The following is a 12,057-nucleotide window of genomic DNA, read 5'->3' on the forward strand; positions in this document are numbered from 1 at the left end:
AGAAGATGAAAAAGATAGTTTATATAGTTTTATTGGTGGCTCAAACGATGTTGGCCCAAACTGCTTTTCAGAAAGGAAACGATTTATACAAAAAAGAGCAATTTGAACAGGCTGTTGCAGTTTACGAAGGTATTTTGCAATCCGGAGAGCAATCTTCAGAGTTGTATTTCAATTTGGGAAATGCGTATTACAAATTGCACAAAGTCGCGCCAGCCGTGTACAATTACGAAAAAGCTTTGTTGCTGAATCCGAATGATGCCGAAATTCAAACCAATCTGAAATTTGCCCAAAAAATGGCGATTGACGAAATCAAAGTTGTGCCAAAAGTTGGCTTTTCGCAAATACTGAACGAAACGTTAGATGTCTTTCATTACAACACTTGGGCTGGGATTGCTACCGGTTTTTCTTTGGCGTTCTTGTTGTGTTTTATCGGTTATTATTTTGGTGGAACTTCGCTCCTGAAGCGTACCTTTTTTACAGCCATGATTCTGACGGTTTTAGGAACTTTACTGAGCGTGCTTTTTGCTGTAATTGAAAAGAAAAATTACGACAGCGAACAACCGGCTATCGTTTTTGCCGAAGTAACCGAAGTGAAAAACGAACCGAAATCCAACGCCCCAAATGCCTTTGAACTGCACGAAGGAACTAAAGTTTATGTATTGGAAACACAGGACAACTGGTCGAAAATTCAATTAACCGACGAAACCGAAGGTTGGATTACTTCGGATGCGATTAAGAAACTGAAGTAGGTTCAGCCGTTTGGTCTTCTTCTTTTGTCAGTTGTTTCAGTTCTTCAAACCAAGTGGTTACCATCGGCAATAAAACTTCCGAAGTGGTCATAATCGGATTGAATAATAAAGAATTCTCCTGTTTTTCTTTGGAAATCAGCATGTCGTTAAAATTCACTTTCTGAAACAAACTCAGCACAATTCCGAGTAATAAAACGGTTTTTATAACAGCGAAAACACCGCCACCTAAAGTATTCAGCCAGCCTAAAAAAGCGAAATCTGCGATGCCAGTGAACACTTTGGCCAGCAAATGAATACCAACCACAACGATGATAAGTGTAATGACAAACGCTGCAACTGTAACGGTTTTTGGCGACCAGGAAACAGCGTTTTCTAACATCGATTTAGCCACATACGAAAATTTAATCGCCACATAAATCCCGACGATAAACGACAATAACGAGGCTAATTCGACAAATAATCCGTTGCGTAAGCCTTTAATCAAGGCGAAAACCAACAAAGCGGCTAATACAATATCAATAAAACCCATATTTTTTTCAATTGGTGAAAAGCAAAGATAACAGAAGCGGGAAAAGTAGAAAGTAAAAAGGGAAAAGACTTTCTCGAAGCCACCATTCTCTATTCATAACTCACTATCTTTGCCGTTTAACTTTATGATTAATGGACTCATAATTCATAATTCATAATTCATAATTTTTTAAAATGTCAAGAGACGAGCAATTAAAAACCCGCTGGGATGCAGTGGTCAACATACTTTCCAATCAATTTGCCGATGGAGAAATCTTAGATTTGGACGCTATTATTTATTTAATCGGCGTACAGGAATTGGGGCAACTCAATCGTAAATTCAAAAAAGATGAAAAGCTAAACCTGATGCATATTGCCATCTGCCGCTTATTAGAGCCTTACGGCTACTATGAATTCGATTTTTTCGATGCCGATGGCTGGCCCCATTATCAGGTAAAAGAACAGTTACCTTCTTTAAAAGCCGGAGAGCAATCGGTGTTGATGAAAGAAGCGATTGTGAATTATTTTCTGGAAAAAGAAGTGATTGAGTAAAGTGATGTAAACTAATTGCTGATTACTGTTTACTAATCCCTCAAAAAAAACTAAATTTGCATCCAATTACCGCATGACGATGACTGATAAGATTAAAGAATACATTGGTGAGGCACAAGCCTTTACCACGGACAATAAAGATACGTTAGAAGCTTTCCGAATTAAATTTTTGGGAAGCAAAGGTTTGTTGAAAGACCTTTTCGCAGAATTCAAAAACGTTCCGAACGACCAAAAGAAAGAATTCGGTCAAGTTATCAATTTGCTGAAAACCACGGCGGAAGACAAGGTGAAAACCATTCAGGAAGCTTTGGAAAGCAAAGAAGTGGCTGGTGGCATTTATGGCGATTTAACGCGTCCGGGCGAGCCTTTGGTTATTGGTTCGCGTCATCCGATTTCGATCGTTAAGAATCAAATTGTAGATATTTTTTCCAACATCGGTTTTAATGTTTCGGAAGGTCCGGAAATTGAAGACGATTGGCATAATTTCACCGCATTGAACCTTCCGGAATACCATCCGGCACGTGATATGCAAGATACTTTCTTTATTCAAACGAATCCGGATGTGTTGTTGCGTACGCATACTTCGTCCGTTCAGGTGCGTTATATGGAAGGCAATAAACCACCGATTCGTACAATTTCACCAGGACGTGTGTTCCGTAATGAAGCGGTTTCGTCGCGTTCGCATTGTATTTTCCATCAGGTAGAAGGATTGTACATCGATCAGAATGTTTCCTTCGCTGATTTGAAACAGACGTTGTTGTACTTCACTAAAGAAATGTTCGGAAAATCTAAAATCCGTTTGCGTCCGAGTTATTTCCCGTTCACGGAACCAAGTGCTGAGGTTGATATTTATTGGGGTTTAAAAACCGAAACCGATTACCGTATCACCAAAGGAACCGGTTGGTTAGAAATCATGGGCTGCGGAATGGTCGATCCAAACGTTTTGAAAAATTGCGGCATCGATGCTGATAAATACAACGGTTTCGCTTTCGGTATGGGAATCGAGCGTATTGCGATGTTGTTGTACCAAATTGGCGATATCCGAATGTTCTACGAAAATGATGTGCGTTTCTTGGAACAATTCAAATCTAGTATATAAAACAAAAGCTCCGAACTTCGGGGCTTTTTTATTTTAGTGATTTTTATTCAAAACATAATTAGCCTTCAACGCACCTTCAATCTCTTTACCATCGCCGTCTAACAACGCTAAACAACCTTCTTTGACTTTGTAACGAGTTCCTTCATCTAAAGTGATGGAACTTCCCGTTTCGTCAAATGTAAAACTACCTTTTGAAACCGTTGGCTGTTTTTCCCGCTCCTGATACAATACCGAAAGTTCATAAGTTTTGTCTTCGTGAAGGGTAATTTTGGTGGCAATTCCGGGGCAATCGGCACAAGGGATTACGCCTTCGTAAGTGCCGTTCCAGTCCAAGGCGTTTTCTGAAGTATGTTCGTCTGGAACTAAAGAGGTTTCCTCAGCAATAGTTTCAGATTCTTCTTTATTGCCGAATTCACAACCAAAAATGGTCAGGTTTAAGGTAAAAGCCGTGATGAGTAGTAGTTTCATGTTTTCAAACGATGGATTTCAATTCTAAATTACGAATTATTTGTAGTAAATTTGCACACTCAAAAACTACAACGTTATGCAGAAGGATATTAGTATACCAAAAGTCGAAAATGTATATGTGGCCGCTGTTCAGGAATGGAATGACGATTTCATGGAAAACTCGTGGTATGCCCATCTGGTAAACGATAGCGATGTTAAATTGGAAATGGCGATTGTGGTTTCTAGAGCCTACGGTCAAATTAATGGCGAAGACCGAAAAACCGGAACTTTCCGTCATGCGTTTAAAGAAGTGGAACCCAATTCTTCTGTAAAAATCGAATTGTTGGAAAACAATGTGTTGCAGTTGAACAACGAGTTCATGGTGACGTTTTTCATCGGTGACAAACTTTACGATAAAACGTATGTATTCCGAACCAACAGTATCAATGACAAGGCTTTGGTCGATGTTCCCGTAATGAACAAACGCGGTGTTTTAGTGAAATAAACCGTGACCAAATCTTCTGATTTCGGGAAGTAAATCACAAAACAACTTGTGGCTGTTTCTCAATTTTTCGCTATTTTAGGGCAAATTTTTAGCGATATTTTTATGAAGCGCCCTGTTTTCCTTTTTTTAGCCACATTATTTTCAGTAACTGCATTTTCTCAGCAACATGATTTTGCGCAACACGTCAATCCGTTTATCGGAACAGGCGGGCACGGACATTCCTTTCCAGGAGCGACAGTGCCATACGGAATGGTGCAATTATCACCCGATACCAGAATTGACGGTAGCTGGGATGGTTGCGGCGGTTATCATTATTCCGATTCGGTTATTTATGGATTCTCCCATACCCATATGAACGGAACCGGCGTTTCCGATTATGGCGATATCATGCTGATGCCGACGATGGGCGAACCGTCTTTTGATAATAAAATATATTCCTCAGCCTTTTCCCATCAAAACGAAAAAGCAGCAGCCGGTTATTACAGCGTAAAGTTAGACAAACATAATATTGATGTTCGGTTGACGACTTCGCCAAGAGTTGGGTTCCACGAATACACCTTCAACGAAAAAGGGCAGGCCAATATCATCTTAGATTTGAACCATCGCGATAAACTATTGCAAGGCGATGTTCGTATTGTGAACAGCCGAACCATTGAAATTTTACGCAGAAGCGAAGCCTGGGCTCGCGACCAATATGTGTTCGCCCGCATCGAATTCAATCAACCAATGACCATCAATAAAGTGAAAGCCAACGGTAAAAACGAAGCCAATTTCTATTCCGGAACCGAAGTCGCTTTGAGTTTTTCCAAACCGGTTGAAAAAGGAGAAAAAATCTGGGTAAAAGTAGCGTTGTCGCCAACAAGTTATGAAGGAGCAGCTTTAAATATAACCGAAATCAAACACTGGGATTTTGAGCGTACCATCAAAGACGCGAAAGTGCTTTGGAATCTGGAATTAGCCAAAATCCAAATTGAAGAAAAGGATAAAGATAAGTTGGCGATTTTTTACACAGCTTTGTACCACACGATGATGCAACCGAATATCGCCGAAGATTTAGACGGCAAATATCGAGGGCGCGACAATCAAATTCACGTAGCAGATACGTTTGATTATTATACGGTTTTCTCGTTGTGGGATACGTTCCGAGGCGCACATCCGTTGTACACGCTAATTGATAAAAAACGAACCTCAGATTATATCAATACCTTCATCAAACAATACGAACAAGGCGGAAGATTGCCTGTTTGGGAACTCGCGTCCAACGAAACCGATTGCATGATTGGGTACCATTCCGTTTCGGTAATTGCCGATGCGATGGTAAAAGGTATTCAGGGTTTTGATTACGAAAAAGCGTATGCAGCAGCCAAACATTCCGCGATGCTTGATCATTTAGGGTTGGAAGCGTATAAAAAGAACGGATTCATTTCGATAGACGACGAGCACGAAAGCGTTTCCAAAACGGTGGAATATGCTTATGATGACTGGTGTATTGCCCAAATGGCACGTCTTCTTAATAAAATGGATGATTACAATTATTTCATGAAACGTTCCCAAAGTTGGAAAAATGTCTTTGACTCGCAAATCGGATTTATGCGACCAAAGAAAAACGGCGGTTGGGACACTCCTTTTGATCCTAGAGAAGTGAACAATAACTTTACTGAAGGGAATTCGTGGCAGTATTCTTTTTTTGTACTGCAAGACATACCTGGAATGATTGAAGCTTATGGTGGAGCCGAAAAGTTCGAAGCAAAATTAGACGAAATGTTTTCAGCGCCATCGGCGACAACAGGACGAGAACAAGTGGATATTACGGGCTTAATCGGGCAATACGCGCACGGGAATGAGCCAAGTCACCACATGGCGTACTTGTACAATTACATCGGAAAACCCGAAAAAACGAAAGAGAAAGTACATTTCATCTTAAACGAATTCTATAAAAACACTCCGGATGGTTTAATCGGAAATGAAGACTGTGGGCAAATGAGTGCTTGGTATGTGTTGAGTTCGATGGGAATTTATTCGGTTACTCCGGGGCAAATTGGCTGGAGTACCACGGCTCCGTTTTTTAATGAAGCCAGAATTAAGTTAGAAGGCAAAGATGATTTTGTCATTACTAAATCGACAAACACTGAAACATTAGAGAATTTAAGCTATAAAAAAACTGAAGATAATATCGTAGAAGATTTATACGATGTGATAACTGCTGTTCCTGCAATTCAAGCTGGAAGTAAAGCATTTAAAGATAATTTACAGGTTTCCATTGTGACAGTTCCGAATACAAAATCTTTTTATTCCTTTGACAACAAGAAATTTAAGAAATACAAAAAGCCGTTTGCAATTAAAAAATCAGCTACAGTTTATGCTTATAGTGAAGATGAAGCCGGGAAGAAAAGCAACGTAGTTTCTGCTTCTTACTTCAAAAAAGCTAATGATTGGAGCATTGATATCCAATCTAAATATTCCACACAATACCACGCCGGTGGCCCGGAAGGTTTAATCGACGGAATTCTCGGTAACGAAAACTGGCGCAAAGGCGACTGGCAAGGCTATCAAGGTCAGGATTTTGAAGCCGTAATCGATTTGAAAAAAGAAACTAAAATCAGCGAAATTTCAGGACGCTTTTTGCAGGATACTCGAGCTTGGATTTTAATGCCATCAAAAGTAGAGTGCTATATTTCCAACGACAATGTAAACTTTGAATTGGTTGGAACAGTTGCCAACACAGTTGCTGCAGACAATTACAAAGAACAGGTTAAAGCTTTTGCTTTAAAGTACAAAGGAACTGCCAAGTATGTAAAAATTAAAGCCTACAACTTCGGAAAACTTCCGGAATGGCACCAAGGTGCTGGTGGCGACGCATATATTTTCACTGACGAAATAGAAATCAAATAAAAAGAAAAGGCTCCATCATGGAGCCTTTTTAGTATTAATCTTTCTTCGGAAACAATAATGAAGCAATTACAGACAGTATAAGCACACTTCCTACAACGGTTAAAGAAACAGAAGTCGGTACATGATAAAACGGCGCTATAAGCATTTTAACCCCAATAAAGGCTAAGATGAAAGCCAGTCCGTAGTTCAGTCTGCTGAACATGTACATAAAATTGGCCAAAAGAAAGTATAAGGAGCGCAATCCTAAAATGGCAAAAATGTTTGATGTGTAGAGGATGAACGGATCGTCCGGAGCAATCGCAAAAATCGCCGGAATACTATCCACAGCAAACAATAAGTCGGTAAACTCGATAATCGCAACTACAACCAAAAGTGGTGTGGCCATCTTGATACCGTTTTGAACGGTGAAAAATTTATCGCCATCAAAATTTTTACTCACTTTGAAAAAACGCTGCACTAATTTGGCACCTGGGCTGTTGTTGAAATCCTGACTTCCGTCGTCTTCCTGATGTGAAAAAGCCGATTTAAATCCGGCCACAATCAAAATAATTCCGAAAATAGTCAGCAAATAGTTGATTTTTACCATTTGACCAAACAATTCCATTTCTGGTAAATAGGTATAGTTTAACACCCAAACTCCGGCAAAAATAAAGATGGCTCTAAAAACCAAGGCTCCGATAATGCCCCAAAATAAAACTTTGTGTTGCGCTTCTTTGGCGACATTAAAAAATCCGAAAACTAAGATAAAAACAAAGAGGTTATCTACCGAAAGTGCCTTTTCAATCCAATAGGCGCCTTGAAACTGCATGAATTTTTCCGCACCCATGTAATGGTAAATGATACCACTGAAACCCATCGCTAAAGAAATCCAAACGACAGACCAAATCAGCGCTTCACGATTGGAAATGGCATGTCCTTTTTTGTTTAAGACGCCTAGGTCTAAAACCAACATGATTAGAATAGTAATGGTAAAAAGGGTAATAATACCGGGGTGATTGATTAAATGATCCATGGACGGTTTAATTTTCGGCTAAAATAAAGGTTATTTTTTTCTCCAAGGGAAATGGCGTAACGCCTTTGCCTATAAGGGTTTACAAAAGGGCGAAAAATAGGTAAAAAACACGAAAAGCAAAGTAATATACTAAAAATCAACGTTTTGATAAAAAAATAAAAGTTAGATTTTTAGGAACGCTACTTTTTTAAAAATTTAATCCAATTTATCGGTTAGTTTTTTGAATACCTGTTTCGGTTCTTTTCCTTCGTACAAAATGTCGTATACAGCATTGATAATCGGGGTTTTAGCTTTGTTTTGTTCGTTGAGTTTATACGCGCTTTTCGTGGCATAATAACCTTCGGCAACCATACTCATTTCCATTTGTGCCGACTTTACGGTGTACCCTTTCCCAATCATGTTTCCGAACATACGGTTTCTGGAGAAGATGGAATAGCCAGTCACCAACAAATCGCCCAAATACGCCGAATCGTTAATATTGCGCTTCATTTTGTGTACTTTCTTAATGTATTTTTTCATCTCACGGATGGCGTTACTCATCAAAAGTGCTTGAAAGTTGTCACCATAACCCAAACCATGCGCAATTCCGGCAGCAATCGAATAGATGTTTTTAAGCATTGCCGCATATTCGGTTCCGATAATGTCGTCAGAAATTTTGGTTTTGATGTAGTGGCTGTTCAAATGATTGGCCATCGTTTTGGCTTTATCTTCATCACCACAAGCAATGGTTAGATACGAAAGACGTTCCAAGGCCACTTCTTCCGCATGACACGGGCCAGTAATTACACCGATATTGTCATAAGGAATGTCATACGTTTTATGAAAATGTTCCCCAACAATCAAACTGGTTTCGGGAACGATACCTTTAATCGCCGAAAAAATTACTTTTCCTTTCAAACTAACCGTAAGTTTTTCCAATTCTTCACTTAAGAAAGCAGAAGGAATCGCAAAAATTACATAATCGGCATAAGCGACAGCTTCGTTGATATCGTTGGTTAATCGCAGTTTGGCAGTGTCAAACTCAACAGAACTTAAATAATTCGGGTTGTGTTTGTTGATTTTAATATGTTCGATAGCATAGGTATTACGCATATACCAAGCAATTTCCGGAAGGTTTACGCAAAGCATTTTTGCTATAGCTGTAGCCCAGCTTCCGCCACCAATCACTGCAAATTTTGGAGTATCACTCATTTGGTTTTCAAATTTGAAATATCAAAAGTACTTAAAATTGATGAATATCGAAAAACCTTACGCTTTAAGGCAGTTAAAGCTGAAGAATTAAAATTTAACATTAGATTATGATTTACTTAAACAATGAATCGTGGTGACTTCCGTTAATAGAGAAAAGCATCTTTAATTAATGTGATGCAATTTTTTAAAAAGTAGGTTAGGATTAGTTAATATTTTTTGTTTTTGGTGAGAAAAGCGCTCTGAAAAAATTTTTAGGGCGCTTTTCGTTTTTTTAACGATTATTTAACTTACTTTTGCACAGCAAATTAGAACTCAATGAAAAAAATACCACAATTTTTATTTTGTTTTTTCTTTTTTATTGCTATGTACGGGCAAGTACCCAATATAACGTACAACACACATAACGTTTATACTGTAAATCAACCAATCCAAAATCTGGTTCCGGTAAATTCGGGAGGAAATATTCCTAATCAGGCTTTTGTAACCACATTAGCGGGTTCGGGTGCTTCAGGTTATGTTGATGGAGGTGCATTAGGCGCAACCTTTAATTTACCTACTGTAGTTGTTGTTGATAATCAAAACAACATTATTGTAGTAGACCGAAGCAATCATAAGATTCGTAAAATTACACAGAATGGTGTAGTTACGACTTTGGCTGGAACAGGTGAAATTGGTGCTCAAGATGGTCCGGGAAATACAGCTACTTTTAACTATCCTGATGGAGCAGTCGTTGATTCTCAAGGCAATATCTTTATATCCGATCAAAGTAACCACAAAATTAGAAAGATTACTCCAAACGGAGAGGTGAGTACTTTTGCAGGTTCTGGGGTTGCCGGTTTTGCAAATGGCAGCGGGTTAACAGCCAAATTTAAATATCCGGCAGGAATGTGCATCGATGACAATGATAACCTATATATTGCTGATTTCAGTAATAACAGGATTCGTAAAATCACTCCGACAGGTATAGTAACGACAATAGCAGGTATTTCAGCAGGAAATGTTGACGGTACCGTTACGACGGCAAAATTCAATGGTCCTACCGGAGTTTGTCTAGATACTTTTGGAAATATTTATGTTGCAGATTACGGCAATCAAAAAATCAGAAAAATAGATCTTTCGGGCAATGTAACTACTTATGCAGGTAACAGTATTGCAGGTAGTGTGGATGGTTATGGTACTGCAGCTTCTTTCTATCATCCAGCAATTGTAGTTTGTGATAAAGCAAATAATTTATTTGTGACCGATCAGGGAAATCATAAAATTCGCAAAATTACATCTTCAGGAGAAGTAAGTACTTATGCTGGTTCAGGGATTTTAGGTTCAACGGATGATAAAGCAGATGTTGCAACGTTCAACAGTCCTACCGGAATTGCAATAGGACAACTAAATACACTTTTTATTGCTGATTATGGTAACAACAAAATCCGAAAAATAAAAAAATACGGATATTCAATCACGCCAAATTTACCATTAGGTCTGGTTATTGATGCGACGACAGGTGTTATTTCAGGAACTCCTTCCCAAACATCTCCTCTAACTAGTTATACAGTTAGTGTTGAAAATCAATTTGGAAGCAATACATTCAATTTGTTTATTGAAGTACAGGGAACTTTAGGAGTGACTTCATTCGATACAAATAATTTGAAAATGTATCCCAATCCTGTTCAGGAAAATTTCACTATTTCTTCAGAAGGAAACGATTCAATCAAAGCCCTTACAATATTTAATCTTTTAGGTCAAGAAGTAAAGAGCGTCAAGAATATTCAGTTTGGAAGACTTGTTGATGTTTCTTCATTACAGTCCGGAAATTATATCTGTCAGATTGAAACTGATGAAGGTTCTAAACAAATAAAATTCATTAAACAATAAAAAAGCGCTCCGGTAGGAGCGCTTTTTTTAATAACTCATTTCCACAATCTCCCGAACTTTCTCCGGAGTGATGTTTTGTTTTTCACCCATGGCCAACCAACCGCGTTCTTCAAAGCGTTTTACAATGAAATCAGCAGTTTCGTCATAGTTTTCGGTGTTTTCGGATAAACGCGTCAACATGCCCATTTTATGGAAGAATGCAACGGTTGCTTCAATAGCTTTTTCCGCTTTTTCTTCCACAGAACTTCCTTGTATGTTAAATACACGTTCGCCATATTGTGCTAGTTTTTCTTTTTTGGTGTCAAACATCACGCGGTACAAATTCGGTCCGATGATGGCCAGAGTTCTCGCATGATCAATTTCGTATAAAGCCGTTAGTTCGTGTCCAATCATGTGAGTTGCCCAATCAGTTGGAACACCTTTCTGGATTAAACCGTTCAACGCCATCGTTGCACACCACATGAAATTGGAAGCCAATTTGTAATCGGTTGGATTTTCGGCTACGTCGGGACCAATTTCCACTAAGGTTTGGAGAATACTTTCGGCGATTCGGTCTTGTAATAGCGCATCGGTCGGATAGGTTAAATATTGTTCCATTACGTGGGTGTACGCATCCACAATTCCGTTTTGGATTTGACGTTTTGGTAAGGATTCAATCACGGTCGGATCACAAACCGAAAACTTCGGAAACAATGCGCTGCCTCCAAATGACAATTTTTCCTGAGTTGCATCAATGGTAATTACGGCTCCGGAATTCATTTCGCTTCCCGTAGCCGGTAAAGTTAAAACCGTTCCGAAAGGTATAACCTGCGTCAAATCTTTAATCAATAAACGTTTGTGCAAAATTTCCATCGGATTACCATCAAATTTTACTGCTGCCGAAATGAATTTTACACCGTCAATCACGCTTCCGCCGCCAACAGCCAGTATAAAGCCTATGTTTTCTGTACGGATGATTTCTACGGCTTTCATCAGTGTTTCATAACGAGGATTCGGCTCAATACCGCCAAATTCTACAATTTCAGTATTTGGAAGTGCTGCTTTTACTTGGTGATACACGCCATTTTTAAAAATGCTGCCACCGCCAAAAGCGAGTAAAATTTTAGTGTTTTTTGGAACCAAATCGGTAAGTTTTGCGGTTTGCCCTTTCCCGAAAACATAATTCGTCGGGTTGTATAGTTCGAAGTTTAACATTGTCTTTTATTTTTTGAAGCCTAAATTTACTCATTGTTTC

Annotated in this window: 11 protein-coding genes; 6 read left to right on the forward strand and 5 right to left on the reverse strand. The window is 38.9% G+C overall.

Features of this window, described 5'->3' with window-relative positions; all coding sequences use genetic code 11:
- The first annotated feature begins 5 nt into the window (after window positions 1-5).
- Window positions 6-749 (forward strand): SH3 domain-containing protein, encoded by a 744-nt coding sequence (locus RUH60_RS03410; RefSeq protein WP_313805445.1) that lies wholly within the window; start codon window positions 6-8, stop codon window positions 747-749.
- On the opposite strand, the gene RUH60_RS03415 is transcribed toward RUH60_RS03410, so the two are convergent.
- Window positions 733-1,278 (reverse strand): CvpA family protein, encoded by a 546-nt coding sequence (locus RUH60_RS03415; RefSeq protein WP_313805447.1) that lies wholly within the window; start codon window positions 1,276-1,278, stop codon window positions 733-735. The genes RUH60_RS03410 and RUH60_RS03415 overlap by 17 nt on opposite strands.
- A 173-nt stretch (window positions 1,279-1,451) precedes the next feature.
- Between RUH60_RS03415 and RUH60_RS03420 the strand changes: the two genes are divergently transcribed.
- Window positions 1,452-1,808 carry a hypothetical protein gene (locus tag RUH60_RS03420; RefSeq protein WP_313805449.1) on the forward strand — a complete coding sequence of 119 codons (357 nt, stop codon included), beginning with the start codon at window positions 1,452-1,454 and terminating at the stop codon, window positions 1,806-1,808.
- A gap of 79 nt (window positions 1,809-1,887) precedes the next feature.
- Window positions 1,888-2,907, forward strand: coding sequence for a phenylalanine--tRNA ligase subunit alpha (pheS, locus tag RUH60_RS03425; RefSeq protein WP_313805451.1), 1,020 nt, complete (start codon window positions 1,888-1,890; stop codon window positions 2,905-2,907).
- Between the two features lie 33 nt (window positions 2,908-2,940).
- On the opposite strand, the gene RUH60_RS03430 is transcribed toward pheS, so the two are convergent.
- Entirely contained in the window at window positions 2,941-3,375 is a 435-nt protein-coding gene (locus RUH60_RS03430; RefSeq protein WP_313805453.1) for a copper resistance protein NlpE, read from the reverse strand.
- A 76-nt stretch (window positions 3,376-3,451) separates the two neighbouring features.
- On the opposite strand from RUH60_RS03430, the gene RUH60_RS03435 reads away from it, so the two are divergent.
- Entirely contained in the window at window positions 3,452-3,859 is a 408-nt protein-coding gene (locus tag RUH60_RS03435; RefSeq protein ID WP_313805455.1) for a hypothetical protein, read from the forward strand.
- 102 nt (window positions 3,860-3,961) lie between these two features.
- Entirely contained in the window at window positions 3,962-6,751 is a 2,790-nt protein-coding gene (locus tag RUH60_RS03440) for a GH92 family glycosyl hydrolase (protein ID WP_313805457.1), read from the forward strand.
- 34 nt (window positions 6,752-6,785) lie between these two features.
- Here the strand turns inward: RUH60_RS03440 and RUH60_RS03445 are convergent, their stop codons facing one another.
- Both RUH60_RS03445 and RUH60_RS03450 read right to left on the reverse strand, forming a co-directional pair.
- On the reverse strand, window positions 6,786-7,763 hold the full coding sequence (locus RUH60_RS03445; RefSeq protein ID WP_313805458.1) for a TerC family protein: 978 nt from the start codon (window positions 7,761-7,763) through the stop codon (window positions 6,786-6,788).
- Window positions 7,764-7,958: 195 nt separating this feature from the next.
- A complete protein-coding gene (locus RUH60_RS03450) occupies window positions 7,959-8,954 on the reverse strand; it encodes an NAD(P)H-dependent glycerol-3-phosphate dehydrogenase (protein WP_313805460.1) in 996 nt (331 codons plus the stop codon).
- A gap of 315 nt (window positions 8,955-9,269) precedes the next feature.
- Here RUH60_RS03450 and RUH60_RS03455 point away from each other — a divergent pair, with 315 nt between their 5' ends.
- Window positions 9,270-10,823 carry a T9SS type A sorting domain-containing protein gene (locus RUH60_RS03455; RefSeq protein WP_313805462.1) on the forward strand — a complete coding sequence of 518 codons (1,554 nt, stop codon included), beginning with the start codon at window positions 9,270-9,272 and terminating at the stop codon, window positions 10,821-10,823.
- 27 nt (window positions 10,824-10,850) lie between these two features.
- Here RUH60_RS03455 and RUH60_RS03460 read toward each other — a convergent pair whose 3' ends face one another.
- Window positions 10,851-12,017: an iron-containing alcohol dehydrogenase gene (locus RUH60_RS03460; RefSeq protein WP_313805463.1), complete on the reverse strand. Its 1,167-nt coding sequence runs from the start codon at window positions 12,015-12,017 to the stop codon at window positions 10,851-10,853.
- Between the last annotated feature and the right edge of the window lie 40 nt (window positions 12,018-12,057).

The sequence above is a fragment of the Flavobacterium sp. genome, assembly GCF_032153895.1.
Taxonomy (GTDB): Bacteria; Bacteroidota; Bacteroidia; order Flavobacteriales; family Flavobacteriaceae; genus Flavobacterium.

Excerpts from the sequence above, each read along its gene's own strand:
- RUH60_RS03410 (WP_313805445.1), top strand. The coding sequence starts at position 6 with ATGAAAAAGATAGTTTATATAGTTTTATTGGTGGCTCAAACGATGTTG.
- RUH60_RS03415 (WP_313805447.1), bottom strand. The coding sequence starts at position 1,278 with ATGGGTTTTATTGATATTGTATTAGCCGCTTTGTTGGTTTTCGCCTTG.
- RUH60_RS03420 (WP_313805449.1), top strand. The coding sequence starts at position 1,452 with ATGTCAAGAGACGAGCAATTAAAAACCCGCTGGGATGCAGTGGTCAAC.
- pheS (WP_313805451.1), top strand. The coding sequence starts at position 1,888 with ATGACTGATAAGATTAAAGAATACATTGGTGAGGCACAAGCCTTTACC.
- RUH60_RS03430 (WP_313805453.1), bottom strand. The coding sequence starts at position 3,375 with ATGAAACTACTACTCATCACGGCTTTTACCTTAAACCTGACCATTTTT.
- RUH60_RS03435 (WP_313805455.1), top strand. The coding sequence starts at position 3,452 with ATGCAGAAGGATATTAGTATACCAAAAGTCGAAAATGTATATGTGGCC.
- RUH60_RS03440 (WP_313805457.1), top strand. The coding sequence starts at position 3,962 with ATGAAGCGCCCTGTTTTCCTTTTTTTAGCCACATTATTTTCAGTAACT.
- RUH60_RS03445 (WP_313805458.1), bottom strand. The coding sequence starts at position 7,763 with ATGGATCATTTAATCAATCACCCCGGTATTATTACCCTTTTTACCATT.
- RUH60_RS03450 (WP_313805460.1), bottom strand. The coding sequence starts at position 8,954 with ATGAGTGATACTCCAAAATTTGCAGTGATTGGTGGCGGAAGCTGGGCT.
- RUH60_RS03455 (WP_313805462.1), top strand. The coding sequence starts at position 9,270 with ATGAAAAAAATACCACAATTTTTATTTTGTTTTTTCTTTTTTATTGCT.
- RUH60_RS03460 (WP_313805463.1), bottom strand. The coding sequence starts at position 12,017 with ATGTTAAACTTCGAACTATACAACCCGACGAATTATGTTTTCGGGAAA.